Consider the following 26,807-nt stretch of genomic DNA (forward strand, 5'->3'; position numbering starts at 1 on the left):
TAATTTGTAAGGAGATGTGTCATGGGTATTTCTGACAGCACGCTGACGTCGAAGGGGCAGACGACAATTCCCGCGGAAATCAGGCAGAAGTTGAATCTGAAACCTGGAGACAGGATTCGCTATTTCGTCGACGGCGATAAGGTCTATTTCAAGGTGAAGAACAAGAAGCTTTCCGATCTCGCTGGAATGCTGCACCGGCCGGGGCAAGCTGCCGTATCCTCGGAAGAGTCGGATAAGGCCGTCGGCGACTATCTGGCGGAAGACGACAAGAGAATTGTTGATGATTGGAATAGACACAAACATTCTTCTTAGGTTCGTTCTGGCGGATGATGCAGGACAGTTCGCAGCCGCGCAGGCTTTTTTTGCCGAGCGCAACGAAACGTCGCCTGCCTATGTTTCGCTTCTCGTGACGGCTGAGGTAATCTGGAATTTGGGAACCAAGGGATACGGCAAAGCCGAGATAGCGACGGCCTTCCGGAACTTGTTGGACGCGGATGGCCTCGTCTTCGAAGACGAGGATTTCCTCGATTTATTATTCGATGAAAAGCGGACCATAACGGCCGATTTTTCCGATCACATCATCGCGCATCTGGCGGAAAAGGCCGGATGCAGTTCGACAGTGACTTTCGACCGCAAGGCTGCGAAGAATGTCCCCGGAATGGAACTTTTGACATGAACGACAGCGCCCGACTGATTTCCCCGGACAAGCGCGGCGAGGACATCGATGCCACGCTGCGACCGCAGTCGCTCGATGAATTCACCGGCCAGGCGGAAGCCCGCGCCAACCTGAAGATCTTCATCGAGGCGGCGAAGAACCGGGGCGAGGCGCTGGACCATGTGCTGTTCGTCGGGCCGCCGGGCCTCGGCAAGACGACGCTCGCGCAGATCATGGCGAAGGAACTCGGTGTCAATTTCCGATCGACGTCCGGTCCCGTCATCGCCAAGGCCGGCGACCTCGCCGCGCTTTTGACCAATCTCGAAGAGCGGGACGTTCTCTTCATTGACGAAATCCACCGGCTCAATCCGGCGGTCGAGGAAATTCTCTATCCGGCGATGGAGGATTTCCAGCTCGACCTCATCATCGGCGAGGGGCCGGCGGCGCGGTCGGTCAAGATCGACCTGTCGAAGTTCACGCTGGTCGCCGCCACCACCCGTCTTGGCCTTCTGACGACGCCGCTGAGGGATCGCTTCGGCATTCCGGTGCGGCTCAATTTCTATACGGTCGAAGAGCTGGAACTGATCGTCCGGCGCGGCGCCCGGTTGATGGGCCTGCCGATGACGGATGACGGTGCGCGTGAAGTTGCGCGTCGCGCCCGTGGCACGCCACGCATCGCCGGTCGTCTCCTGCGTCGGGTGCGCGATTTCGCCGAAGTCGCCCGCGCCGAGGCCGTCAACGCCAAGGTGGCCGACGAGGCGCTCAATCGCCTGCATGTCGACAATCTCGGCCTCGACCAGCTCGACCGTCGCTATCTTTCCATGATCGCCCGGAACTTTGGCGGCGGCCCGGTCGGCATCGAGACGATCGCCGCCGGCCTTTCCGAGCCCCGCGATGCGATCGAGGACATCATCGAGCCCTACATGATCCAGCAGGGCTTCATCCAGCGCACCCCGCGCGGCCGTGTGTTGACGGCGAACGCCTGGCGCCACCTCGGCCTCAACCCGCCGAAGGACATGGAAGCCAGCCAGTTCCGGCTGTTTTCGGAAGATGAGTGACGGAGTGCCGCCCGAGCGGCGGATGATCCGGATCGCTGAGGATACGCGCCTCTTTTCCTTCCGTGTCGCAGGGCTACTGATCCAGGACGACCACATTCTGGTTCAGCGCGCCGTGGGAGACGATTTCTGGGCATTGCCGGGCGGGCGGGCTGAAATCGGCGAGACGTCGGAACAGACGCTGATACGCGAAATGCAGGAGGAGCTCGATCGCGACATCAGCATTTCCCGCCTGCTGTTTTCGGTCGAAAGCTTCTTTGATTGGCGCGGCAAGTCGGCGCATGAGCTTTCGCTGATCTACTTGATCGCATTGACCGTACCGTTTCCGTTTCATCCTTCGGAGGTGGTTCATCGTATTCATGATGGGGTCGATGTGGAGTTTCGATGGGTTGCGGCAAAGAAGAATGCGATGACGGAGGCCAATGTCGTGCCCGATTTCCTGGCTGGGCACATTGATCGCTTGCCGGAGAGCTCCTTGCACGTGATCCGCCACGACCCGACTTGACAAGGCCTGCGCTCTTCGCCACGGACGATCGCATGACCGACCACCACGTTCCCATTTCCGGCGCCATCATCGATGGCGTGCATCATCTGACCCAGCGCGTCTACTATGAGGACACGGATTTTTCCGGCCGGGTCTATCACGCGCGCTACCTGCATTTCATGGAGCGCGGCCGGACCGATTACCTGCGTTGTCTCGGCGTCGAGCAGTCGGCGTTGATGACGGCGGATGAGGAGGGGCTCGCCTTCGTCGTCCATCGCATGGAGATCGATTTCAAGGGACCGGCGGTCATGGACGACATCCTGACGGTCGTCACCCGCACGGAAAAGGCAGGCGGCGCGAAGATGGTGCTTGCCCAGGAGGTCAGGCGCGGCGAGACGGTCCTGGTTGCCGCGAAGGTCATCATTGCGGTCATCAACGCGAAAGGCCGGCCGCGGCGGCTGCCGAACGAACTTGCGACACAAATGAACGTTACGGTTTAATCCGTCGGCCTCGCTGGGCTGCAAAATTTGCGCGTCCACGCTTTGTTAACCATAATTGTGTCTAAGTAGAAACGTTAGGATTCTAGCGATTTGCGCCTTCGTTTGACCAAAATTACTGGCAAAAAGGGCTATGAGCAGCGAAGGCTCTTAGGCGGCGGCATAGTCAGTCATTCTCGCAGGATTTCTTTTTGAGCCGCCCGGTGTCCCGCCGGGCGTTTGGATTCAAGGGGTTGAATATATGGAACAGGTCGGTCTGGCAGCAGCATCAGGTGGCGAAGTCAGCCTGCTGCATCTGTTTTTGCAGGCAGGCATCGTGGTCAAGCTCGTCATGCTTGGTCTTGTCGGCGCTTCGGTTTGGACCTGGGCGATCGTCATGGACAAGTATGTCACCTTCGGCAAGGCCCGGCGTCAGTACGACAAGTTCGAGCAGGTCTTCTGGTCCGGCCAGTCGCTTGAAGAACTTTACCGGACGCTCGCGGAACGCAACAATACCGGCCTTGCCGCGATTTTCGTCGCCGCGATGCGCGAATGGAAGAAGTCGTTCGAACGCGGCGCCCGTTCGCCGATCGGACTGCAGATGCGTATCGACCGCGCGATGGACGTGACGCTCGCCCGCGAGGCGGAGCATCTGGAAGGTCGTCTCGGCTTTCTCGCGACCATCGGTTCGGCCGCACCCTTTATCGGCCTGTTCGGCACCGTCGTTGGTATCATGACCTCGTTCCAGGCCATCGCCGGCTCGAAATCGACCAACCTTGCGGTTGTTGCGCCCGGTATCGCCGAAGCGCTGCTGGCGACGGCGATCGGCCTTGTCGCCGCTATCCCCGCCGTTATCGCCTACAACAAGTTCTCCTCCGACGCCAACAAGCTGACGGCGCGCATGGAAGGCTTTTCGGATGAATTCTCGTCTATCCTGTCTCGGCAGATCGACGAGAAGCTGCAGCCCCGCCAGCCGGCCGAATAAGGGAACCGGGAGAGTAACGATATGGGAATGTCCGTAGGCGCCAAGGGCGGGAAGGGCGGAAGACGCCGCCGCGGCGGGCGTGGTCACGCGCCGGTCAGCGAAATCAACGTCACGCCGCTCGTCGACGTAATGCTCGTGCTTTTGATCATCTTCATGGTCGCCGCGCCGCTGATGACCGTCGGCGTGCCGATCGACCTGCCGGAAACGCAGGCGAAGGCGCTCAACTCCGACACGCAGCCGATCACCATTTCGGTCGACGCCAAGGGTGAAATCTTCCTCCAGGAAACACCGATCTCGATCGACGAGGTCGTGCCGAAGCTCGAGGCGATCGCCACCACCGGCTATGACGAACGCATCTACATGCGCGGCGACACCGCTGCGGCATACGGCACGGTCATGAAGGTCATGGCGCGCATTTCGTCGGCGGGGTTCAAGAATATCGGCCTCGTCACGCTTCAGGAACAGGACAAGTAACAGGGTTACATGAAGGGCAGTCTCGTCACATCTGCGGTATTGCACTGCCTTCTTCTGGCTGCGGCGCTGTTTACGTTGAGCGCGCCGAAGTCATTCGAAGTGGCGGACGTCGAAGCTTTGCCCGTCGACATCATCCCGGTTGAATCGATCACCCAGATTCAGCAGGGTGACGAGAAGGCGCCTAAGGCACAGCGCGCCGCGCCGACCCCGACCAGCCGTCCGGACCCGGTGGAAAACGCCCAGAACATCGGCGACAACTCCGTCGATCTGAAATCCATTCCGACCCCCGACAAGCGCCCGCAGAACAAGGATTCCGCCGCCGCGCCGGAGAAGGTCGACAAGGTTCTGCCGACCAAGGACAACGAGCAGAACGACATCAAGGACATCATCAAGGAAGACACGGTCGCGGCACCGAAGGAAGTGGCTTCCATCCCGGAGCCCAAGCCGGAGCCGGTCGCGAAGCCTGAGCCGCAGCCGACCCCGCAGCCTGCCGAGACCACGCCGCAGGAATCCGATCTCGCCGTGCTGCCCGACAGCGTGCCGCTGCCGGCCTCGCGCCCGCAGCCGCCGAAGCCTGAAAAGCCGGCAGAACCGGAAAAGAAGCCGACCGAGACCGCGAAGAAGCCCGCCGAAAAGAAGCCCGACGCCAAGGTCGCCGAGAAGACCCAGGAGAAGGCAAAGGCCAAGTCGACCAAGCAGAGCGATTTCAACGCTGACGAGGTGGCTGCTCTCCTCAACAAGCAGGACCCGGCCGGCGGCGGCGCCAAGCGCTCGACCGATCAGGCGGCGCTCGGCGGCAAGAAGACGACGGCCGGATCGACCCTCTCGCAGAGCGAAATGGACGCGCTGCGTGGCCAGATCCAGAACAACTGGTCGATCATTCCCGGCCTGGAAGGCGCCGAAGGCGTCACCATCCGCGTCCACATGAACCTGGATGAAGACGGCAATGTCGTCGGCGAGCCTGTGGTCGACGCCAGCGGCGGCAGCGACAATGCCCGCCGGGTGCTTGCCAGCGGCGCGCGCCGCGCCATCCTCAAATCTTCGCCTTTCAAGAACCTGCCCCGCGACAAGTACGACGCCTGGTCTGAAGTCATCGTGAACTTCGATCCGTCGAGTATGTTGTAACCTTTCCACAAGAAGGCCCGCACGAAAATGTTCAAAAGCTCCCTGTCCCGTTTCCTCGCCTGCGTTATGCTCGCCCTGGTTTCGGGTATCGCCACGCCGGCTTTTGCCCTGGTTGAAATCAACATCAACAAGGGCAATGTCGAGCCGCTGCCGATCGCGGTGACGGATTTCGTTTCGAACAACGAACTCGGCGCGCAGATTTCCGGCGTCATCGCTGCCGACCTGCAGCGTTCCGGACTGTTCGCACCGATCAACAAGTCGGCCTTTATCGAGAAGATCTCCAATCCGGACGTCGCCCCGCGCTTCGACGACTGGAAGGTGATCAACGCCCAGGCCATGGTCTCGGGACGGATCACGCGCGAAGCCGACGGGCGTCTGCGCGCCGAATTCCGCCTGTGGGACACGTTTGCCGGCCAGCAGATGACCGGCCAGCAGTTTTTCACCCAGCCGGAAAACTGGCGCCGCGTCGCCCATATCATCGCGGACGCGATCTATGAGCGCATCACCGGTGAAAAGGGCTACTTCGATACCCGCATCGTCTTCGTGTCGGAAAGCGGTCCGAAGATCGACCGCAAGCGCCAGCTCGCCATCATGGACCAGGACGGCTTCAACGTCCGCATGCTGACGGATGCAAGCTCGATCGTGCTGACGCCGCGTTTCTCGCCGAACCGCCAGGAAATCACCTACATGTCGTTTGCCGGCGACCAGCCGCGCGTCTACCTTCTCCAGCTCGAGACAGGACAGCGTGAAGTGGTCGGCAATTTCCCCGGCATGACGTTTGCGCCGCGCTTCTCGCCGGATGGCCGCCGCGTCATCATGAGCCTGCAGCAGGGCGGCAATGCCAACATCTACACGATGGACCTGAGCTCGCGCACGACGACGCGCCTGACCAGTACCTCGGCAATCGACACGTCGCCGTCCTATTCGCCGGATGGCCAGCAGATCGTCTTCGAAAGCGATCGCGGCGGCCGCCAGCAGCTTTACGCAATGAATGCCGACGGCTCCAACCAGCACCGCATTTCCTTTGGCGAGGGTTCCTATTCCACGCCTGTCTGGTCGCCGCGCGGCGACCTGATCGCCTTCACCAAGCAGTCCGGCGGCAAGTTCTCGATCGGCGTGATGAAGCCGGACGGCTCCGGCGAACGCATCCTGACGACCGGCTTCCACAATGAAGGTCCGACCTGGGCGCCGAACGGCCGCGTCATCATGTTCTTCCGCCAGAACGCCGGTGCTGCGGGCCCGCAGCTCTACTCGATCGACCTGACCGGCTACAACGAGCAGGAGATCAAGACGCCGAACTATGCATCCGACCCGGCTTGGTCGCCGCTGCTTGAATAGGGGACAGGACGGGCCCATTTCGGGTCCGTCACTTTTCTGCCTCAATCCCTTGAAACTCAGGGCATGAGGCGGGTTGGAAGTATTCTGTTAACCATATCCCTTTATCGGCCTTTAACTGAAGATTGTTAGAGTTTGGCAACTCTAATTCAAACGCCAAGGAGACCGGCCATGAGCCGCACCTATACCGTCGCCCCGAGCCGCATGCAGCGTCTTGCCGGCAACCCCGCAGTCATCGCACTTGCCATGGCTCTCGCTCTCGCCGGTTGTGCTTCCAAGAAGAACCTGCCGAACAACGCTTCCGACCTCGGCCTCGGTGGCGCGAATGGCGCGGCCGGTGCGCCGGGCTCGCAGCAGGAGTTCACCGTCTCCGTCGGCGACCGCGTGTTCTTCGACACGGATTCGACCGAAATCCGCGCCGATGGCCGCCAGACGCTCGACCGTCAGGCCCAGTGGCTGCAGCGTTATTCGCAGTATGCGATCACCATCGAAGGCCATGCCGACGAACGCGGAACGCGCGAATACAACCTTGCGCTCGGCGCCCGCCGCGCGACGGCGGTGATGGAATACCTCGCTTCCCGCGGTGTTCAGCGCAACCGCATGCACACCATCTCCTACGGCAAGGAACGTCCGGTCGCCGTCTGCGACGACATCTCCTGCTGGTCGCAGAACCGCCGTGCTGTTACCGTACTCAACGGCGGCCCCAGCAACTGATCGGCGTCATTGCCGGTCCAAAGCGGATTTTGAAAGGCGGCTTCGGGCCGCCTTTCTTTTTTCTCCATAGTTTGGCCGCACTCCGGTTGCTTTTTGACGCCAATTGGAAAACTCTCCGCATGGAACGAAGCAGGCGATGTGCCATTTCGTTACCGGGCTCTCAGAGGATTACAGGACGATCAAAATGAAGAAATTTATCGTGGCGGGGGCCGTCAGCCTCGCCGCATTGACCGCCTTCCAGGGCAGCGCCGCGGCTCAGCCGTTTTCGCTCGGCAAGCTTTTCCATCACGAAAGTACCGCCACGCCGAACGTCACGCGTGTCCAAAGCTCGGACGCCGAAATCCGCCTCCAGCAGCTTGAAGACCAGGTGCGGACGCTGACCGGCAAGATCGAGGACATGAGCTTCCAGTTGCTGCAGATGCAGGAGCAGATGCGCAAGACCCAGGAAGACAACGAATTCCGGTTCCAGGAGCTTGAAGGCGGTGGCAAGAAGAAGACCAGCCTCGAGCCTTCGGATGTGCCGCCGGCCGCCGGCGATGCTGCCAGGAAGCAGGACGAGATCGCCAATGTCATCGAGCAGCCGGTGGATCCCGCCGGCAACCCGCCTGCCGCAAGCACCGGCCAGCCGAACACGGCTCCGGGCGAAACGACCCTTGGCTCGATCGAGTTCGACGCCAATGGCAATCCCGTCGGCGACAGCATGAACCCCGGCCTCCTTCAGGATGGCAAGCCGGTCAACGAGGCCGGCAACGATGCCCCCGCACCGCCTGCGACTGATCCCCAGGCGACCGCTTCGCTTGGCGAGAAGGATGCCTACCAGGTTGCCTACGAGCATATGCTGAGCGGCGACTACACCTCGGCCGAATCCGAGTTCAAGACCTTCCTTGAGACCTATCCGGAAGGGCCGAAGGCGGCTGATGCCAGCTTCTGGCTCGGCGAAGCGCAGTTTTCGCAGGGCAAGTATAACGACGCGGCCAAGACCTTCCTCGCCGCACACCAGACCTACGGCACCTCGCCGAAGGCTCCCGAAATGCTCTTGAAACTTGGTATGTCGCTTGCTGCACTCAACAATGTCGATACCGCCTGCGCGACGTATCACGAAGTGAGCAAACGCTATCCCAAGGCATCGCGCGCCGTCATGCAGAAGCTTGCCAGCGAGGAAAAGCGCCTGAGCTGCTGACGAGGCCATCGCTGTTGACCGACGCAACGCCGCCGACTGCCGCCGCTTCCGATTTTCTGACACGCGTGCCGTCGGGTGCCTCCATCATGGTGGCCGTCTCCGGCGGCAGCGATTCTACCGGCCTCCTCGTCGCCCTTCATCAGGCTTTGCGGGAGCGGCCGGGGCTCGGTATCAAGCTCTCCGCTGCAACTGTCGATCATCGCCTGCGTCCCGAAGCTGCTGACGAGGCGTGGGCCGTCGCAGCGCTTTGCGCGCGTCTCGGCATTCCCCATCTGCTGCGCGCCTGGAAGGCGGAAAAGCCCGCATCGGCACTCTCCGAAGCGGCGCGCGAGGCCCGCTACGAACTCCTGGCGGACATGGCGGACGAGGCGGGCGCGGATCTGGTGGTGACCGCCCACACGGCGGACGATCAGGCCGAAACCATAGCGATGCGCGCGGCACGCAATCCCGCGGCCTCGAACGCCGGACTTGCCGGCATCGCCGATGCCATGCTGTTCGACCGGCGCCTGTGGGTCTTCCGGCCGTTCCTCATCTGCCGGCGTGCCGATATTCGCGCGATGCTCGAAGCCATGTCGATCGGCTGGAGCGACGATCCCTCAAATGATGATGACGGATACGAACGGGTGCGGGTGCGCAGAAGCCTTGCTGAGCGTCCGCCGGCCGTGACCGATAATTGCGATGCTGCTGCAAGGTCACAGGTCTCAGTGGCCGCCGCCGGCGTCGCGGAGCAGTATTTGACGGTCCTTGCAAATGTCGTGGCATTCCTTCCCTGGGAGGCGCGTTCATCCGACCGCGAACCGCTTCGCTATCTTGTCGGCGTTCTGGCGGCCATCCTCGGCGGTCGGGCTTTCATGCCGCCATCGACGAGCCTCGATGCCATTGTCGACACTTATCGCGCCGAAGGGCGGGGGAGATGGAGTGCCGGCCGGGTCCTGTTCGATTTTCGGCGTGACGGGCTCTACATGCTGCGAGAGCGGCGCGACCTGCCGCAGATCTGCGTTCCGGTAGGCGCGTCGAGGGTCTGGGACGGGCGTTTCCGTGTGACCAATCTCGGCTGCAGGGAGGTTTCGGTAAAGGCCGCCGGCAAGGAGCATGGAGTGCCGGCCGCTTTCGCCAACCTGCCAAGGCAGATCGCGCAGGAGGCGTCCATCGTGCTGCCGGAGGTGGCAGGCCCGGCGGATGCGTCATTCTCGATCGAAAGCATTCTTTCGCCTTTCGACCGCTTTTTGCCAGGATTCGATTGCATTTTGGCAAATACTTTAGCCATCCATTTCGGGCGAGGGCCTTATGCTGGATCGCCGGTGAAAGGGTAAGTGCCGGAAAATACGAGCTTGGGATTGCGTTTGCCTTGGCAACGGCGTAGCGCACTCCTATGTTAAGGCCAAGTCTTGAGGTTCCGCCAATGCGGGCCGTTGCAATTCGGGGAGTTCTATGAACCCTAACGTAAGAAACGTCGCTCTCTGGGTGATCATTGCGCTCTTGCTGATCGCATTGTTCACCATGTTCCAGTCGGCACCGGCGCAGACCAGTTCGCGCGAAATTCCGTATTCGCAGTTCCTGCGTGATGTCGACTCCGGCCGGGTCCGCGACGTGACCATTACCGGCCAGCAGGTGCTCGGCACCTACAATGAGAGCGGAACGACGTTCCAGAGCTACGCTCCGGTTATCGACGATAACCTGATGACGAAGCTCGAGGACAAGAACGTCACCATCAACGCCCGTGCGCCTTCCGATGGCTCGTCCGGCTTCCTCAGCCTGCTCGGCACATTCCTGCCGATGTTGCTGATCTTCGGCGTCTGGCTGTTCTTCATGCGGCAGATGCAGGGTGGCTCGCGCGGTGCGATGGGTTTCGGCAAGTCCAAGGCAAAGCTTCTGACCGAAGCGCATGGCCGCGTCACCTTTGACGACGTCGCCGGTGTTGACGAAGCCAAGCAGGATCTCGAGGAAATCGTCGAATTCCTGCGCGACCCGCAGAAGTTCCAGCGCCTCGGCGGACGCATTCCGCGCGGCGTGCTGCTCGTCGGACCTCCGGGTACGGGTAAAACGCTTCTGGCCCGCTCGGTTGCAGGCGAGGCGAACGTGCCCTTCTTTACCATTTCCGGTTCGGACTTCGTCGAAATGTTCGTGGGTGTCGGCGCGTCCCGCGTGCGCGACATGTTCGAGCAGGCGAAGAAGAATGCGCCATGCATCATCTTCATCGACGAAATCGACGCTGTCGGTCGTCACCGTGGCGCTGGTCTCGGCGGCGGCAATGACGAGCGCGAGCAGACGCTGAACCAGCTGCTGGTCGAAATGGACGGCTTCGAGGCCAATGAAGGCATCATCCTGATCGCCGCGACCAACCGTCCCGACGTGCTCGATCCGGCGCTTCTGCGTCCGGGCCGCTTCGACCGCCAGGTCGTCGTGCCGAACCCGGACATCGTTGGCCGCGAGCGTATTCTCAAGGTCCACGTACGCAACGTGCCGCTGGCGCCGAATGTCGACCTTCGCGTCCTGGCCCGCGGTACGCCCGGCTTTTCTGGCGCCGATCTCATGAACCTCGTCAACGAGGCGGCGCTGATGGCGGCGCGGCGCAACAAGCGCGTCGTCACCATGGCCGAGTTCGAGGATGCCAAGGACAAGATCATGATGGGTGCGGAACGCCGCTCGTCCGCCATGACCGAGGCCGAGAAGAAGCTGACCGCCTATCACGAAGCCGGACATGCCATCGTTGCGCTGAAGGTGCCGATCGCGGATCCGCTGCACAAGGCGACGATCATTCCGCGAGGCCGTGCGCTCGGCATGGTCATGCAGCTTCCCGAAGGCGACCGCTATTCGATGAGCTACAAGTGGATGGTCTCGCGTCTCGCCATCATGATGGGTGGACGCGTCGCCGAGGAACTGACCTTCGGCAAGGAGAACATCACCTCGGGTGCGGCCTCGGATATCGAGCAGGCAACCAAGCTTGCCCGCGCCATGGTCACCCAGTGGGGCTTTTCCGACGCGCTCGGCACGGTTGCCTACGGCGAAAACCAGCAGGAAGTGTTCCTCGGTCATTCCGTCTCGCAATCGCAGAACGTGTCCGAGGCGACGGCCCAGAAGATCGACGACGAAATCCGTCGCCTGGTCGACGAGGCCTACAAGGAAGCGCACCGCATCATCTCCGACGAGCATGACGGCTTCGTCGCGCTTGCCGAAGGCCTGCTCGAATACGAGACGCTGACGGGCGAAGAGATCAAGGCGCTCCTGCGCGGCGAAAAGCCGGCTCGCGACCTCGGTGACGACACGCCGCCGAGCCGTGGTTCCGCCGTCCCGCAGACGGGCGCCAAGAAGGGTGAAACACCCGAGGCCAACGGCGAGGAGCCCGATAGCGGTCTCGAGCCGCAGCCGCACTGACCCGACCGCACTTTTTGAAAATGACGAGGCCGCGTCCGCCGCAAGGTGGGAGCGGCCTCACTTTTTGGTAACGGGATATAATCAATTTTGATGCTAATTTATGTGTCCGTTGCCGGGTTTTATGGCATTACAGCGCTTCGCTCGCAGCGTTACTGCTGAGCCGCAGATCATTTGCAATACTAGGAGCATTCATGGCACGTCGTTATTTTGGAACGGATGGTATCCGCGGTCAGTCGAACGTGTTTCCGATGACGCCGGAGGTGGCCATGCGGGTCGGCATCGCCGTCGGAACGATTTTTCGCAACGGCAATCATCGCCACCGCGTCGTCATCGGCAAGGATACGCGCCTGTCCGGCTACATGCTGGAGAATGCGCTGGTGGCGGGCTTCACGGCTGCCGGTCTGGATGCCTTCATTCTGGGTCCCATCCCGACGCCGGCCGTCGCCATGCTGACCCGGTCTTTGCGCGCTGACATCGGCGTCATGATCTCCGCATCGCACAATCCCTACCAGGACAACGGTATCAAGCTTTTCGGCCCGGACGGTTACAAGCTGTCCGACGAGATCGAGGCGCGGATCGAGGACCTGCTCGACAAGGATTTGAGCGGCCAGCTTTCCGACAGCGATCATATCGGCCGCGCCAAGCGTGTCGATGGGGTCCAGGACCGCTACGTGGAGTTCGTCAAGCGTACGCTGCCGCGTGAGGTAACGCTGACCGGTCTTCGCGTCGCAATCGATTGCGCCAACGGCGCGGCGTACAAGGTCGCCCCACAGGCGCTCTGGGAACTGGGCGCCGACGTCGTGTCGATCGGCAACGAGCCGAACGGCGTCAACATCAATCTCGCCTGCGGGTCGACGCATCCGGAAACGCTGCAGAAGAAGGTCCATGAGGTGCGCGCCGACATCGGCATCGCGCTCGATGGAGACGCCGACCGGGTGATCATCGTCGACGAGAACGGTCAGATCGTGGATGGCGACCAGCTGATGGCGGCGATTGCCGAAACCTGGGCTGCGGACCAGATGCTGAAAGGTGGCGGCATCGTCGCCACGGTCATGTCGAACCTCGGCCTGGAACGGTTCCTGAAATCGAAGAAGCTCAACCTCGCCCGCACCAAGGTCGGCGACCGCTATGTGGTCGAGCACATGCGCCAGCATGGCTTCAATGTCGGCGGCGAGCAGTCCGGTCACATCGTTCTGTCCGATCACGGCACGACCGGCGACGGACTGGTTGCGGCGCTGCAGATCCTCGCCTGCGTCAAGCGCACCGGCAAGCCGGTCAGCGAGGTCTGCCATCGCTTCGACGCCGTGCCGCAGCTTCTGAAGAATGTCCGCACCGCACCCGGAATGAAGCCGCTGGAGGACAAGAACGTTCTTCAGGCGATTGCCGATGCGGAAAGCGAACTGGCGAAGAATGGTCGGCTGGTCATCCGTCCGTCGGGCACCGAACCCCTGATCCGCGTCATGGCGGAAGGTGACGACCGCGCCAAGATCGAGCGGATCGTCAACGACCTCGCCGGCGTCATAGCCGACGTCCGCAGCAGCGCGGCGTAAGCGCTTTTTGCACACATCCTGAAGTTGAAAGGCTGGCGCTTCGCCGGCCTTTTGTCTTGGTGCATTGTTATTTTCCAAGGAAATCAACAGGCGGGATCAGTTCTTTGTTAATAGAACTGGTGAATCAACGTGGTTAGTAACGATTTAACCTTTTTGCTCCACTCTTAACCACAGTACAGGAGATTGGCAGGCGTGTGGGCTGGCCAATGCGTTATGGATTTGGAGTAAACGCCATGAAGATCGTACTTGCCAGCCTGATGGCTGTTTCAGCATTGAGCGCGCCTGTGGCCGCTGCGGACCTCTACGTACCCGAACAGGCGCCGGTCTATCAGCCGGCAGCAGCCCCGGAAGTCACGGTTGCCGCCGCCAGCGGCTGGTACCTGCGCGGCGACGTCGGCTACTCCTTCAACGAACTGCGCGGCGTGAAGTTCTTCCAGGGCGGCGACAGCTCCGACTATGCGAGCTTCGACAAGCATGACCTGCACGACAACTTCACCGCCGGCGTTGGCGTTGGCTACCAGGTCAACGACATGTTCCGTACGGACCTGACGTTCGACTACCTGTTCAAGAGCAAGTTCCGCGGTTCGACGCATAGTTCCGGTGGCGCTACGGCGGGTACTGCCTGCGAAAACGCTTGTACGTCTACAGATATATCGTCGCTGACCGCCTACAGCTTGATGGCTAACGCCTATGTTGACCTCGGTACCTACTATTCCGTCACGCCTTATGTCGGTGGCGGTATCGGCGGCACGTATGTGAAGTGGGGCGACCTGAAGAACACCGCCTGCGATGACAGCGGAACCAATGGCTGCGATGACACCGTCACCCACCGTGGCGGCGGCGGCTGGCGCTTCTCGTACGCGCTCATGGCCGGTGCCGCAGTCGACCTGACCTGCAATCTCAAGGCCGACATCGGTTACCGCTACAAGCACGTCAACGGCGGCAACATGTTCGGCTACGCCAGCAACGGCGGCCCGGGCTACCACAAGTCGATCGACCAGCACGAAGTCCGCGCCGGTCTGCGCTACACCTTCAATGCCTGCAACAACGAAGTTGCCTACGTGCCGCCGGTCGAGATCCCGGCCCAGCCGCCGGTCTACAAGTAAGATCGTCGACCTCGATACATGCATTGCAAGCCGCCCGGTTCCGCCGGGCGGCTTTTCTTTTGCCAGTCGACCAATCAGGGCAGGGCGTAACGGCGGCCTGTCCGCGGCATCGTGGGGCTGATGCGACAAATTGTTTTCTGGCTGCGGCACCGGCCTCTTGACTCGCCTCCGACCTTCCAATATTTCCGGCGGCGGGACACTCCTCCCCAACGAGGAGCTTTCTATCTGGAAGGATAGCCAAATGACTGAGCTCGCTAAGCCGGACACCCGTCCGAACAATACCCATTTCTCTTCTGGCCCCTGCTCGAAGCGCCCCGGTTGGTCGCTCGACGCACTTTCTGATGCCCCTCTTGGCCGTTCGCACCGCGCGAAGGTCGGCAAGGCAAAGCTGAAAGAGGCCATTGACCTTACCCGCGAAATTCTGAACGTGCCCGCCGATTACCGCATCGGTATCGTGCCCGCATCCGACACCGGCGCCGTCGAAATGGCGCTCTGGTCGCTGCTCGGTGAGCGTGGCGTCGACATGCTCGCCTGGGAAAGCTTCGGCTCCGGCTGGGTCACCGATGTCATAAAGCAGCTGAAGCTCAAGGACGTCCGCAAGTTCGAGGCCGATTACGGCCTGCTGCCGAACCTCGCCGAAGTCGATTTCGATCGGGATGTCGTCTTCACCTGGAACGGCACCACCTCCGGCGTCCGCGTTCCCAATGCCGACTTCGTTCCGGCCGACCGCAAGGGCCTCACAATCTGCGACGCGACCTCGGCCGCGTTCGCCCAGGATCTCGATTTCGCCAAGCTCGACGTCGTCACCTTCTCCTGGCAGAAGGTTCTCGGTGGTGAGGGCGGCCATGGCATGCTGATCCTCAGCCCGCGCGCCGTCGAACGCCTGGAAACCTACGTTCCCGCCTGGCCGCTGCCGAAGATCTTCCGCATGACCAAGGGCGGCAAGCTGATCGAAGGCATCTTCGTCGGCGAAACCATCAACACGCCGTCCATGCTTTGCGTCGAGGACTATCTCGATGCACTGAAGTGGGCAAAGTCGCTCGGTGGCCTCAAGGCCCTGATCGCCCGTGCCGACGCCAATGCCAAGGTCATCCACGATTTCGTCGACGCCAATGCCTGGATCGCCAACCTGGCCGTCAAGCCGGAGACCCGCTCCAACACCTCCGTCTGCCTGAAGATTGCAGACGCCGATGTTGCGGCCCTCGACGCTGATGCGCAGGCCGCCTTTGCCAAGGGCATGGTCTCCACGCTCGAAAAGGAAGGCGTCGCCGTCGATATCGGCGCTTACCGCGATGCTCCGTCCGGGCTGCGCATCTGGGCTGGTGCCACCATCGAGACCGCCGACATGGCGGCCCTGATGCCGTGGCTCGCCTGGGCCTTCGAAAAGCAGAAGGCGTCGCTCGCCAAGGCTGCCGCCTGACCGATTTCGAGGTGTCGCCAAGAGCGGCACCTCTCCTTTCCCATTTTCCGACTATCATCCAAGGAGGCCTGCAATGGCACCTCGCGTACTCGTATCCGACGAACTGTCGGAAACCGCTGTCCAGATTTTCCGTGATCGCGGCGTCGAAGTCGATTTCATGCCGAAGCTCGGCAAGGACAAGGAGAAGCTCCTCGAACTGATCCCGCAGTATGACGGCCTGGCCATCCGGTCGGCCACGAAGGCCACCGAGAAGCTGATCGAGGCTGCCGCCAACCTGAAGGTCATCGGTCGCGCCGGCATCGGCGTCGACAATGTCGATATCCCGGCCGCCTCGCGCCGCGGCATCATCGTCATGAACACGCCGTTCGGCAATTCCATCACGACCGCCGAGCACGCCATCGCGCTGATGTTCGCGGTTGCCCGCCAGCTTCCCGCCGCCGATGCCTCGACCCAGGCCGGCAAGTGGGAGAAGTCGAAGTTCATGGGCGTCGAAATCACCGGCAAGACGCTGGGCGTCATCGGCGCCGGCAATATCGGTTCCATCGTCTGCGCCCGTGCCATCGGCCTGAAGATGAACGTCATCGCCTTCGACCCGTTCCTGTCGAAGGAACGCGCGCAGGAAATGGGCGTCGAGAAGGTCGAGCTCGACGAGCTGCTCGCCCGCGCCGACTTCATCACCCTCCACGTGCCGATGACCGACAAGACCCGCGGCATCCTCGGCAAGGACGCGCTTGCGAAGACCAAGCCCGGCGTGCGCATCATCAACTGCGCCCGCGGCGGTCTCGTCGATGAGGCGGCGCTCGCCGAAGCGATCAAGTCCGGCCATGTCGCCGGTGCCGCCTTCGACGTCTTCGAGGTCGAGCCTGCCACCGAAAGCCCGCTCTTCGGCCTGCCGAACGTCGTCTGCACGCCGCATCTCGGCGCTTCGACCACGGAGGCGCAGGAGAACGTCGCGCTTCAGGTCGCCGAGCAGATGTCCGACTATCTGATGAAGGGTGCGGTCTCCAACGCCATCAACATGCCGTCGATCACCGCCGAGGAAGCGCCGATCCTGAAGCCGTTCATCCGGCTGGCGGATGTGCTGGGCGCCTTCGTCGGTCAGGTGACCGAGAGCGCCATCAAGGAAATCGAGATCCTCTACGACGGCTCCACGGCGTCCATGAACACCAAGGCGCTGACGAGCGCGCTTCTGGCCGGCCTCATCCGCAGCCAGGTCGCCGACGTCAACATGGTTTCGGCGCCGATCATGATCAAGGAAAAGGGCATCATCCTTTCCGAGGTCAAGCGCGACAAGTCCGGCGTTTATGACGGCTACATCAAGCTCACCGTCAAGACCGACAACCAGACGCGCTCGATCGCCGGCACCGTCTTCTCCGACGGCAAGCCGCGCTTCATCCAGATCAAGGGCATCAACATGGATGCGGATGTCGGTCCGCACATGATCTACCTGACCAACACCGACGTGCCGGGCATGATCGGCTTCATCGGCACGACGCTCGGCTCGGCTGGTGTCAACATCGCCAACTTCCAGCTTGGCCGCGATACGCAGGGCGGCGATGCAATCGCTCTGCTCTACGTGGATGGTGAAGTCGACGAAGCGGTCCTGGACAAGCTTCGCGCCAACCAGGCGATCCGTCAGGTCAAGCAGCTCGTCTTCAACGTCGACTGATCAACAAGAGCCTCCCAAGGCAAAGGGCGAACCCGGTGCAGGCAACTGTGCCGGGTTTTCCCGTTCCATGAGGCACGGAAATGTGCGAGGCGCTGCAGGCGAAGACGCAGCGTTCACAGCCTTACGCCTGTATCGCTACGCAAATTCATGCAAGAAGGGCACACGTCAAATTTACACGCGGAACTCTGCCCCATGAAAAAGATCGGCTTCCTGTCCTTCGGCCACTGGTCACCTTCGCCTCAGTCCGGAACGCGCTCGGCTGGTGATGCCCTTCTTCAGTCGATCGATCTGGCGGTGGCGGCGGAAGAGCTCGGCGCTGACGGTGCGTATTTTCGCGTCCACCATTTCGCACGCCAGCTTGCATCGCCGTTTCCGCTGCTGGCAGCCGTCGGGGCGAAGACCAGCCGCATCGAGATCGGTACGGGCGTCATCGACATGCGCTACGAGAACCCGCTCTACATGGCCGAGGATGCCGGCGCCGCCGACCTGATTTCCGGTGGTCGGCTGCAGCTCGGCATCAGCCGCGGCTCTCCCGAGCAGGTGATCGAGGGTTATCGCTATTTCGGCTACGTGCCGGCAGAAGGTTCGTCCGACGCCGACATGGGGCGTGGGCATGCGGAAGTCTTTCTGGACGTACTGAAGGGTGAAGGTTTTGCCGAGCCCAATCCGCGGCCGATGTTTCCGAACCCGCCGGGCCTGCTGAGGCTCGAGCCGCACTCGGATGGCCTGCGTGACCGCATCTGGTGGGGCGCCGGATCCAACGCCACCGCACAATGGGCGGCGAAGCTCGGCATGAACCTGCAGTCATCGACGCTGAAGGACGACGAGACGGGCGAGGCTTTCCACATTCAGCAGGCCAAGCAGATCCGCGCCTACCGCGAGGCCTGGAAAGAGGCCGGCCACACGCGGACCCCGCGCGTCTCCGTCAGCCGTTCCATCTTCGCCATCGTCTCGGACATGGACCGGGCCTATTTCGGGCATAGCAAGGATCAGGACTCGATCGGCTATATCGACGCGAACACCCGCGCCATCTTTGGCCGGTCCTATGCTGCGGAACCGGAGCAGCTCGTTCGGCAGCTCAAGGAGGATGAGGCCGTGGCGGAAGCGGACACGCTGCTGTTGACTGTCCCGAACCAGCTCGGCGTCGCATATAACGCACACGTAATTGAGGCATTGCTGAAGTATGTCGCGCCGGAGCTTGGCTGGCGGTAAGTTCATTCCGTCAGCCTAATCTTGCAATCAATACCTGTGGCGCGACGTGAATTCGCGCAGTGTTTGTTTCTTTATCTTTCCAAGGCTTTCGCAGACTTGATGTTTGCCAATTTATGCCTTCGTTAATCATGTGTGTGTAGTTCTGGCACATGAAATAACGGAGGCTTTTAGTATTATGAAATTTACGATTGCCAAGATGCTGACGCTGATGTCGGGGCTGATGATTGTCGTGGCTCTGGGGCAGGGCCTTTTCGCCGCACGCTCCTTCGACAGCATCAGCCAAAGCGTCGATCTGATTTCAGAAACCCGTGTTCCGTCCTTTATTCTCCTGGGTCAGATGAATGCGGATCTGGGCGATGTCCGGATCGCACAGAGCAGCGTCATCAACGCGCCAACAGATCAGCGTCCACATTTCACGACCGTTCTGGCGGAGGCAACATCCCGCATCGCCAAGGACTTCGAGGAATACCAGAAGCGTCTCGTCGACGACGCCGACAAGGCATTTTTCGCCGACGTCAGGGCCAAATGGGATTTGACCGAGGCGAAATGGCAGGAGGTCAACAAGCTTTTCCAGTCCGGCGATGAGGCGGCTGCAAGGGCGCTGTTCTTCGGCGATGCGCTGAGCGCCTACCAGGCCACAGGCGAGGCACTGCAGGGTGCTGTCGACGACATGGCAGTAGACACCAAGAACGAAGGTGCGACGGCATCAGAACTTGCCTCCACCGCCCAGTTCGGCACGTACATCGCGCTGGCGATCGCGTTCGCCATCGGTCTTGGCGCCGCCATCTTCGGCTCCCGCGTGATCGCGGCACCGCTGACGCGCATGTCGACCGCCATGCGGCGCCTGACCGAGGGCCATACGGATATCGAAATTCCGGGCGCCGGGCGCCAGGATGAGATCGGCGAGATGTCCCATGCCCTGGGTGTGTTCCGCGAAGCTGCGATCGCAAACAAGCGGCTGGAGGCGGAGGCAGAAGAGAACCGGAAGCGTGCCGAATCCGAGCGGGTTGCCGTGCAGCAGCGCGCCGAGGAAGAAGCCGCCGAGCGGCTTAGGGCAGCGACGTCCGGTTTGGCCGCGGGGTTGAAGCGTCTCGCCGCCGGAGACCTCGCCTTCCAGCTGAACGAACCTTTCTCCCCCGATTTCGAGCCGCTGCGGCACGATTTCAACCAGTCCGTCCGCCAGCTTGGCACGACGCTGACATCCGTCATGGAGAGCATCCAGGCGATCGAGGTCGGCACGCAGGAGATTGCCTCCGGCGCCAACGACCTGTCGCGGCGTACCGAACAGCAGGCGGCCTCGCTGGAAGAGACTGCGGCGGCTGTCGAGGAGATCACCTCCAACGTCCAGAATTCCACACGGCGCACCGAAGAAGCGCGGTCTATCGCTGCCGAAGCCAATACGTCTGCGACGCAGTCCGCCGGCGTCGTCTCCCACGCCGAGGAAGCGATGCGCAAGATAGAGGGAAGCTCCGAGCAGATCTCCAACATCATCGGTGTCATCGACGAAATCGCCTTCCAGACGAACCTGCTGGCGCTCAATGCGGGCGTCGAGGCAGCCCGGGCCGGTGACGCCGGCAAGGGATTTGCCGTCGTCGCCCAGGAGGTGCGTGAGCTAGCGCAGCGCTCCGCCCAGGCGGCCAAGGAGATCAAGGACCTGATCCGCAATTCCTCCGTCGAGGTGGAAAGCGGCGTGCGTCTGGTGCGCGATGCCGGTACGGCGCTGAACACGATCTGCGGCTTCATCGTTTCGATCAACGAGCACATGGAGTCGATCGCGGTGTCCGCCAAGGAACAGTCGACCGGCCTCCAGGAGGTCAACCAGGCGGTCAACGCCATGGACCAGACAACGCAGCAGAACGCCGCGATGGTCGAGCAGTCGAATGCCGCGTCCAACTCGCTTGCGCAGGAAGCCGTGCGGCTCAAGGACCTCGTCAGCCGTTTCCAGCTCGACGGGATGGCAACGGTTCAGGCCTCCTCGCTGCGTCAGACGGCCAGGGCCATGTCCCGCCCGCAGTCCCCGGGGGCCATGGCTCAGCGTCCGGCCAGGGTGGCCGCAGCGGGTGCTGGTGGCGGCAACTGGGAAGAGTTCTGACGGATGGATCGCCAATGCCGGCTCAAACAGAGCCGGTGGCCAGTGCAAACAAAAACGGCGCCCGAAAGGGCGCCGTTTCAGTATTCAGGGTCGTCAACCTTTGCATCCGAAACCGGATGCTGGCGCCAATTAGGCGGCCTGCAGGTTGCCGGCAGAGGTCTTGCCCGAGCGCTTGTCGGTGACGAGCTCGTAACGGACCTTCTGACCGTCTGCGAGCTGGCCGAGGCCGGAGCGCTCAACTGCGGAGATGTGGACGAATACGTCGGCGCCGCCGTTGTCAGGCTGAATGAAGCCGTAGCCCTTGGTCGTGTTGAACCACTTTACCGTACCGGTGTTCATAACGATTTCCTTTCATTCGAATCGTTGTTGGTTGCCTGCGATACCCTGCGGGCGATGGGTCGATTTTGAGAGGAAATCTTCAACCGCCGGAGCGGTGCGTGGAAGTTCGCTAGCAATGTTCGATGTGGCTGATATAGGTGATTTTCCGGGGTTGGGCAATCCGGTCGGTAAACTTTGCGTGCAAAGGCTTGCCGTTGCCCGACTCGTGGCTCAAACGCTCCGCATAATACCGCCATCCACGCGAATGTTCTGGCCGGTGATATAGCCGCCGCCATCGGACGCCAGGAAGGCGATCGTCGCGGCGATTTCCTCCGACGTACCATAGCGCCCCATCGGGATCTTGTCCCGGCGTTCCTGCTTTTCCGGCAGGCTGTCGATGAAGCCGGGCAGCACGTTGTTCATGCGGATGTTGTCCGGCGCATACTTGTCGGCAAACAGCTTGGTGAAGGCGGCAAGGCCGGCGCGGAAGACGCCGGAGGTCGGAAACATGGCATCCGGCTCGAAGGCCCAGGCGGTGGAGATGTTGATGATCGCGCCGCCGCCCTGCGCCTGCATGAGCGGGGTGACCAGCCGGGTCGGGCGGATGACGTTCAGCAGGTAGAAATCCATGCCCTTGTGCCAGTCCTCGTCGGAAATCTCCAGCACCGGTCCCTTCGGCCCATGCCCGGCGCTATTGACCAGAACGTCGACCCGGCCATGGCGGGCGATCGCCTCGTTGACCAGCCGGCTGATGTCGTCGTTGGAAAGATTGGAGCCGGTGACCCCGAAGCCGCCGAGTTCCTTTGCCAGCGCCTCGCCCTTGCCGGACGAGGAGAGGATGCCGACCACATAACCGTCCGCCGCCAGCCGTCTTGCCGCCGCAGCCCCCATGCCGCTGCCGCCCGCCGTCACCAGTGCCACCTTCTCGCTCATCGTCCGTCTCCTCTTTCCGTCGGTTGTGCTGACGTTCTGCACGGTTATCGCGCCGCCTGTCCAGAGGCGAAAATCCGGAAGGACGATCAATGCCTTCCGGCGTAGCGCCTTTGGACTTTCTTCATAAACCGAAGTTTATTCGGCTCCCGTAAGCCGCCGGCCAATATGCCGGCTGCCGGTCCTTGCGGATGCTTTCCCCGTCGGCTGCCCGATTCGGCGGCCTGGAACACCCGGGAGGAAAACCGATGCGGATGAAACGAAATCTGATGTCCCTTGCCATGCTCGGCATGATGTGCGGCTCGGCGCTGGCGGGAACCGTCGACGACCTGCTGGCCGGTCTTGCGTCGCAGGGATTCAAAGTGACCGAGGTCAAGCGGACCATTCTCGGTAACTACAAGATCGAGGCGAAGAGCGGCGGGGTCGAGCGCGAGGTCGTCTACAATCCCTTCCTCGACAAGGTGCTGCGCGACAAGTCCGACAGCGAGGACCGTCATGCCGGCCGCTCCGGCTCTTCCGGCCGGTCGGCGAGCAGCGGCAGCGACGACAGCCATGACGATGGCAACGACGATAACGGTGATGACGGTTCGGATCACGACAGCAACGACGATCATGGCAGCGATTCCGGCCATGACAGCGGGTCGGACCACGATAGCGGCTCGGATCACGACAGTGGCGGCGACGACCACGGCGGCGATGACGACTGACGTCATTTCGTTTGACAGCGGCAAAGGTTGATGGACACTTGCCGCTATCGGCCACTCCCGGAAATCCGCCTTCCGGGAGTGGTTTTCGACGTCGGGGGGCTTATTCCATGATGCGGTTCTTCCCTTTCGGAAAGCGGCCATTGCACCGGCCGATCGCCGGGGCGCAACGCTTTCGCCTGCTGCTGGCGCTTGTCTCGGCGCAGATACTGCTGTCGTTCGTCCTGATCCTCGAATTCATCGCCTACGACATTCGCGGCTACGACAACATTCCGTGGGAGGTCGTCGAGATGTTCGAGCTCGCCGAGGCGCTCTCGGCCGTGGTCAGCATCGGCGTCGGCGTCTACGTCATCTTCTTCCTGCTGCGACGGAACCTTCATGTCGAGACGCAGCTTCAGGCGGCGTCCGGCGCCATGCATGCGCTGATGCTGCAACGCTTTGCCGAATGGCAGCTGTCGCCCTCCGAGACGGAGGTGGCGCTCTTTACCATCAAGGGGATGAGCACGGCGGAAATGGCGCGGCTGCGCGGCACGAGCGAAGGCACGATCAAGGCACAGACGGCCGCCGTCTACCGCAAGGCCGGCGTCGGCAACCGCACCCAGCTTCTCGGTCTCTTCGTAGAGGAACTGATCGGCGGGCCGATCACACTTTCCACTCCGGAGCCGGTCGTCGGGAAGGACGCCTGAAGTCCGCCGGTCGCCGGCTTATCCCCGTGAATTCACGCTTCCGGCGCCCGTGCTATGCTCATCGCGTTCCGAATGGATAGGCCGGGAGTGCGTGCCCGGTGATCGGAACCGGCGCTTTGAGGTTGCGGCGAACGCAGGCTGCATCATCGAAGGGTCTGCGAACGGTCCACCTCGGCCCGTGCGGTCCGCGGCCGTGACGTCTGGACGGGTTCAGCCCGTCGCCAACGAGACGTCCCGGATGCGATGCCGGACCATACAGGACGCAAGCCGTTGCGTGCTGGCGGGTTGTGCATGCTGTCGAAGACCGAAGTGTCTTGGGGAACATGCGCTGAAATGATGTGCCTTGGAGGCACGCAAGGCCCTGCCGCGAGGCATGGCCGCAGAGGGATCCGCGGACAAAAACCGCCGAACGGGGCGCTCGAAAGGGCCACCTTTACATAAATTCGATGCGGCACTTTCGAGCGCTTCGTCCTTGTCTTCTCAAACCACGGCAGGACGCTGCGCGTGAAGGATGACGCGTGGCCGATCGCAGGCAAAATCCCGCCGCCCTTGCGCGGCAGGGCATTCGCTTCTATATCAGCCGCCAATGTCTGCCGCCGCCGTCCGGGCCATGAAAATGCCGGGAAGGGCGGTGAAGACGAAATGATGCAGATTCACATCCAACCTTGACCTGGACTGGCGGATCGGAACCGATGAACACACTTGATATCGACAAGAAGCCGGAAGACACCCGGGTCGTCGTCGCCATGTCCGGCGGCGTGGATTCCTCCGTCGTTGCCGGCATTTTGAAGCGCGAGGGCTATGACGTCCTCGGCATCACCCTGCAGCTCTACGACCATGGCGCCGCCGTGCACCGGGCGGGCTCGTGCTGCGCCGGCCAGGACATCGACGATGCCCGCCGCGTCTGCGAAACGCTCGGCATTCCCCATTACGTGCTCGACTACGAGGCGCGCTTCCGCGACACGGTGATCAACCCGTTCATGGAAAGCTACGTGGCCGGCGAAACGCCGATCCCATGCGTCTCCTGCAACCAGACGGTCAAGTTCGCCGACCTGCTGGCAACCGCCAAGGAACTCGGTGCCGATGCGCTGGCGACCGGCCACTATATCCGCTCGCGACCCAATCCGACGGCCGATGATGCCGGCCGCCGTGCGCTCTACCGCCCGGTCGACAGCGACCGCGACCAGAGCTACTTCCTCTTCGCCACCACGCAGGAGCAGATCGACTACCTGCGCTTCCCGCTCGGCCACCTCTCCAAGGCGGAGACCCGCGAACTGGCGCAGGAGATGGGCCTCGTCGTCGCCCAGAAGGCCGACAGCCAGGACATCTGTTTCGTGCCGCAGGGCAAGTATTCCGACATCATCACCAAGCTGAAGCCGGATGCGGCACTTGGCGGAGACATCGTCCATATCGACGGCCGCGTGCTCGGCTCGCATGACGGCATCCTGCATTACACGATCGGCCAGCGGAAGGGCCTGGGTGTGGCCACCGGCGAGCCGCTCTACGTCGTCTATCTCGATGCCCGCGGCCGGCGCGTCATCGTTGGGCCGAAGGAAGCGCTCGACACGCGCCGGGTCTATCTGCGCGAGGTCAACTGGCTCGGCGACGGGACGCTCGAGGAGGCAGCGAAGGACGGCTTTGCCTGTTACGCCAAGCTGCGCTCCACCCGCGCGCCGGCGCCCGCCGTGCTGCATGCCGACGACAGCGGCGTCTATGTCGATCTCGAGATCGGCGAAGCCGGCATCGCCCCCGGCCAGGCCTGCGTCCTCTATTCCGGCATCGGCGCCGACGAGCGCGTCTATGGCGGCGGCTTCATCGACCGGTCGGAACGCTCCGAGGATGCCGAAGCGGCGCTGAAAGCCCTTCTCGCCCGCCCCGTGGCCGCCTGAGCCGGATCGGACGGGCAGGCAGTCAACCATCGGAAAAGCCCGCATTTGCGGGCTCTTCCTCCCGGTCTTGGGAGAGGCGATTTTTTGCCCTTTTCGCGCTTGACAGCCAAGCCCGGCCCGCCCTATAAGCCCCCAATCCTGACGGCCCGGCGCTTCGACCTGCGAGGCGCCTTTTTAACGGCCCAAGACCCGGCGGAGTAGCTCAGTAGGTTAGAGCAGAGGAATCATAATCCTTGTGTCGGGGGTTCGAATCCCTCCTCCGCTACCATTCAACTATCTGAAAAATAAAGAAAAATTTGAAAATCGGCTTTCTTCGTTTCTGCCTGCTTTCCAAAAAAATCACTTTTGTACCGTCTCGGTACCGACTTGCCGTATTTCCGGTGCAGTCAAAAGGATTCACAACACCGCGAATCCTTGGACGACGTCAACGGAATGGCGAGCCGGAGGCGGTTGGACCGAGTTCCCGCCAGCCGGCGGTGCTTCTCTAATCGGCGGGGTAAGGTCAAGCTCTTTTCGAGCTTATTCCTGAGCGGCACGTGGCTGTCATCCATGGCTGAACCCAGACGGTGTCGTGGTTGGTCGCTTCGGTGACCACTGCTCGCATTTTCCGATCAGCCACAGTCGCTCTCATTGGCCGATGCTACCTGCTGCCGTCGCCGAAAAATTTGGCCTTGGTGATGTTATATCCAATTGGACTTTCGCTAGCTCGGCGAATCTGACCAGGCGGGTCACGTTCGAATACTTGCGTTCCTGCCGGCGTATTTAGCCACGTCAATCGCTCCCGGAGCTTCTCGGTAACTGGCGATGTTGTTATTTGCAGGTCTACGCCCGCGTAGGTCACACCAGGAAAAACACGTCCCAACGCGTCCGGTTCTAAAGCGAAAATTGATTTCGGATTCTGTTCATCTTCAAAGGCCACTATAGCAGGCAGATGGCCGAAGTAATTGAATGGCTTTGTGCCGGTCAAGCTCTTGATACGACTCAGATCATTGCCGGTCAGCCCACCGAGACTGCTCTTAATCCCGAAAGTAGTCAGAAGACCGCGCTCATAGAGTTGATTGAGGTGACCCTTGTCTAACCAATAGGGCAAGACATAAAATGTATGGCCATCGGGTAGATCGAAAATCAGAGCCTCCCCGTACAGCGTGGTTGAACCGCCCATGCCGATCAGGCTGTTCTTGATACGCGCATAGTGGCACTCCATTACTGTGGACGCATGGTATTCTGCGCCCTCATAGAAAACCTTTGCTATTACGCGAAAGCGAATGCTGGCGCGCCCGTCCTGGCAACTCGCCAAAAGCGCGCCACAAAACGACGCGAAGAAGGAGCGCCGGCTTAGCCCGCCAAGGGAATTGCAGCCATTCATCACCACC

The 26,807-nt window shown here is 61.7% G+C and carries 25 protein-coding genes and 1 tRNA gene; 23 read left to right on the top strand and 3 right to left on the bottom strand.

Features of this window, described 5'->3' with window-relative positions; genetic code table 11:
- Nucleotides 1–21: 21 nt before the first annotated feature.
- The 19 genes from ACU5AZ_RS13555 (at nucleotide 22) to ACU5AZ_RS13645 (ending at nucleotide 20,907) form a co-directional block, all read left to right on the top strand.
- Entirely contained in the window at nucleotides 22–312 is a 291-nt protein-coding gene (locus ACU5AZ_RS13555; RefSeq protein WP_446822876.1) for an AbrB/MazE/SpoVT family DNA-binding domain-containing protein, read from the top strand.
- The gene (locus tag ACU5AZ_RS13560; RefSeq protein ID WP_446822877.1) at nucleotides 281–676 is read left to right on the top strand and encodes a PIN domain-containing protein; all 396 of its coding nucleotides are present in this window, start codon (nucleotides 281–283) and stop codon (nucleotides 674–676) included. The genes ACU5AZ_RS13555 and ACU5AZ_RS13560 overlap by 32 nt, the downstream gene beginning before the upstream one ends.
- Nucleotides 673–1,713 (top strand): Holliday junction branch migration DNA helicase RuvB, encoded by a 1,041-nt coding sequence (ruvB, locus tag ACU5AZ_RS13565; protein ID WP_446822878.1) that lies wholly within the window; start codon nucleotides 673–675, stop codon nucleotides 1,711–1,713. The genes ACU5AZ_RS13560 and ruvB overlap by 4 nt, the downstream gene beginning before the upstream one ends.
- A gap of 22 nt (nucleotides 1,714–1,735) precedes the next feature.
- Nucleotides 1,736–2,215, top strand: coding sequence for an NUDIX hydrolase (locus ACU5AZ_RS13570; RefSeq protein ID WP_446822879.1), 480 nt, complete (start codon nucleotides 1,736–1,738; stop codon nucleotides 2,213–2,215).
- A 32-nt stretch (nucleotides 2,216–2,247) separates the two neighbouring features.
- Complete coding sequence (gene ybgC / locus ACU5AZ_RS13575) at nucleotides 2,248–2,694, top strand: tol-pal system-associated acyl-CoA thioesterase (RefSeq protein ID WP_446822880.1); 447 nt, start codon at nucleotides 2,248–2,250, stop codon at nucleotides 2,692–2,694.
- Between the two features lie 238 nt (nucleotides 2,695–2,932).
- Nucleotides 2,933–3,655 carry a protein TolQ gene (tolQ, locus tag ACU5AZ_RS13580; RefSeq protein WP_446822881.1) on the top strand — a complete coding sequence of 241 codons (723 nt, stop codon included), beginning with the start codon at nucleotides 2,933–2,935 and terminating at the stop codon, nucleotides 3,653–3,655.
- Between the two features lie 21 nt (nucleotides 3,656–3,676).
- Nucleotides 3,677–4,129: a protein TolR gene (tolR, locus tag ACU5AZ_RS13585; RefSeq protein ID WP_446822882.1), complete on the top strand. Its 453-nt coding sequence runs from the start codon at nucleotides 3,677–3,679 to the stop codon at nucleotides 4,127–4,129.
- Nucleotides 4,130–4,138: 9 nt separating this feature from the next.
- Entirely contained in the window at nucleotides 4,139–5,254 is a 1,116-nt protein-coding gene (locus ACU5AZ_RS13590) for a hypothetical protein (RefSeq protein ID WP_446822883.1), read from the top strand.
- Between the two features lie 27 nt (nucleotides 5,255–5,281).
- Entirely contained in the window at nucleotides 5,282–6,592 is a 1,311-nt protein-coding gene (gene tolB, locus ACU5AZ_RS13595) for a Tol-Pal system beta propeller repeat protein TolB (RefSeq protein WP_446822884.1), read from the top strand.
- A gap of 168 nt (nucleotides 6,593–6,760) precedes the next feature.
- Nucleotides 6,761–7,303, top strand: a complete 543-nt coding sequence (gene pal, locus ACU5AZ_RS13600) for a peptidoglycan-associated lipoprotein Pal (protein ID WP_446822885.1) — start codon at nucleotides 6,761–6,763, stop codon at nucleotides 7,301–7,303.
- Nucleotides 7,304–7,487: 184 nt separating this feature from the next.
- Nucleotides 7,488–8,483 (top strand): tol-pal system protein YbgF, encoded by a 996-nt coding sequence (gene ybgF / locus ACU5AZ_RS13605; RefSeq protein WP_446822886.1) that lies wholly within the window; start codon nucleotides 7,488–7,490, stop codon nucleotides 8,481–8,483.
- 14 nt (nucleotides 8,484–8,497) lie between these two features.
- Nucleotides 8,498–9,796 (top strand): tRNA lysidine(34) synthetase TilS, encoded by a 1,299-nt coding sequence (tilS, locus tag ACU5AZ_RS13610; RefSeq protein WP_446822887.1) that lies wholly within the window; start codon nucleotides 8,498–8,500, stop codon nucleotides 9,794–9,796.
- 118 nt (nucleotides 9,797–9,914) lie between these two features.
- Nucleotides 9,915–11,858, top strand: coding sequence for an ATP-dependent zinc metalloprotease FtsH (gene ftsH / locus ACU5AZ_RS13615; protein WP_446822888.1), 1,944 nt, complete (start codon nucleotides 9,915–9,917; stop codon nucleotides 11,856–11,858).
- A 191-nt stretch (nucleotides 11,859–12,049) separates the two neighbouring features.
- Entirely contained in the window at nucleotides 12,050–13,408 is a 1,359-nt protein-coding gene (gene glmM / locus ACU5AZ_RS13620) for a phosphoglucosamine mutase (protein WP_446822889.1), read from the top strand.
- A gap of 233 nt (nucleotides 13,409–13,641) precedes the next feature.
- Nucleotides 13,642–14,514, top strand: a complete 873-nt coding sequence (locus ACU5AZ_RS13625; RefSeq protein WP_446822890.1) for an outer membrane protein — start codon at nucleotides 13,642–13,644, stop codon at nucleotides 14,512–14,514.
- Nucleotides 14,515–14,755: 241 nt separating this feature from the next.
- Entirely contained in the window at nucleotides 14,756–15,934 is a 1,179-nt protein-coding gene (locus ACU5AZ_RS13630; protein ID WP_446822891.1) for a phosphoserine transaminase, read from the top strand.
- Between the two features lie 73 nt (nucleotides 15,935–16,007).
- The gene (gene serA / locus ACU5AZ_RS13635; RefSeq protein WP_446822892.1) at nucleotides 16,008–17,603 is read left to right on the top strand and encodes a phosphoglycerate dehydrogenase; all 1,596 of its coding nucleotides are present in this window, start codon (nucleotides 16,008–16,010) and stop codon (nucleotides 17,601–17,603) included.
- A 192-nt stretch (nucleotides 17,604–17,795) separates the two neighbouring features.
- Nucleotides 17,796–18,815, top strand: coding sequence for an LLM class flavin-dependent oxidoreductase (locus tag ACU5AZ_RS13640; protein ID WP_446822893.1), 1,020 nt, complete (start codon nucleotides 17,796–17,798; stop codon nucleotides 18,813–18,815).
- 175 nt (nucleotides 18,816–18,990) lie between these two features.
- On the top strand, nucleotides 18,991–20,907 hold the full coding sequence (locus ACU5AZ_RS13645) for a HAMP domain-containing methyl-accepting chemotaxis protein (protein ID WP_446822894.1): 1,917 nt from the start codon (nucleotides 18,991–18,993) through the stop codon (nucleotides 20,905–20,907).
- Between the two features lie 129 nt (nucleotides 20,908–21,036).
- On the opposite strand, the gene ACU5AZ_RS13650 is transcribed toward ACU5AZ_RS13645, so the two are convergent.
- Both ACU5AZ_RS13650 and ACU5AZ_RS13655 read right to left on the bottom strand, forming a co-directional pair.
- On the bottom strand, nucleotides 21,037–21,246 hold the full coding sequence (locus tag ACU5AZ_RS13650) for a cold-shock protein (RefSeq protein WP_261928843.1): 210 nt from the start codon (nucleotides 21,244–21,246) through the stop codon (nucleotides 21,037–21,039).
- A 210-nt stretch (nucleotides 21,247–21,456) separates the two neighbouring features.
- The gene (locus ACU5AZ_RS13655; RefSeq protein WP_446822895.1) at nucleotides 21,457–22,158 is read right to left on the bottom strand and encodes an SDR family oxidoreductase; all 702 of its coding nucleotides are present in this window, start codon (nucleotides 22,156–22,158) and stop codon (nucleotides 21,457–21,459) included.
- 251 nt (nucleotides 22,159–22,409) lie between these two features.
- Between ACU5AZ_RS13655 and ACU5AZ_RS13660 the strand changes: the two genes are divergently transcribed.
- From ACU5AZ_RS13660 to ACU5AZ_RS13675, 4 genes are all read left to right on the top strand, one after another.
- Complete coding sequence (locus tag ACU5AZ_RS13660) at nucleotides 22,410–22,862, top strand: hypothetical protein (protein ID WP_446822896.1); 453 nt, start codon at nucleotides 22,410–22,412, stop codon at nucleotides 22,860–22,862.
- A 107-nt stretch (nucleotides 22,863–22,969) separates the two neighbouring features.
- The gene (locus ACU5AZ_RS13665; RefSeq protein WP_446822897.1) at nucleotides 22,970–23,545 is read left to right on the top strand and encodes a helix-turn-helix transcriptional regulator; all 576 of its coding nucleotides are present in this window, start codon (nucleotides 22,970–22,972) and stop codon (nucleotides 23,543–23,545) included.
- A gap of 692 nt (nucleotides 23,546–24,237) precedes the next feature.
- Nucleotides 24,238–25,434, top strand: coding sequence for a tRNA 2-thiouridine(34) synthase MnmA (gene mnmA, locus ACU5AZ_RS13670; protein WP_446822898.1), 1,197 nt, complete (start codon nucleotides 24,238–24,240; stop codon nucleotides 25,432–25,434).
- Between the two features lie 191 nt (nucleotides 25,435–25,625).
- Nucleotides 25,626–25,702 (top strand) — tRNA-Met (locus tag ACU5AZ_RS13675).
- Nucleotides 25,703–26,074: 372 nt separating this feature from the next.
- Here the strand turns inward: ACU5AZ_RS13675 and ACU5AZ_RS13680 are convergent.
- Nucleotides 26,075–26,800 (bottom strand): hypothetical protein, encoded by a 726-nt coding sequence (locus tag ACU5AZ_RS13680; protein ID WP_446822899.1) that lies wholly within the window; start codon nucleotides 26,798–26,800, stop codon nucleotides 26,075–26,077.
- Between the last annotated feature and the right edge of the window lie 7 nt (nucleotides 26,801–26,807).

Source organism: Rhizobium sp. PAMB 3182 (genome assembly GCF_052908355.1).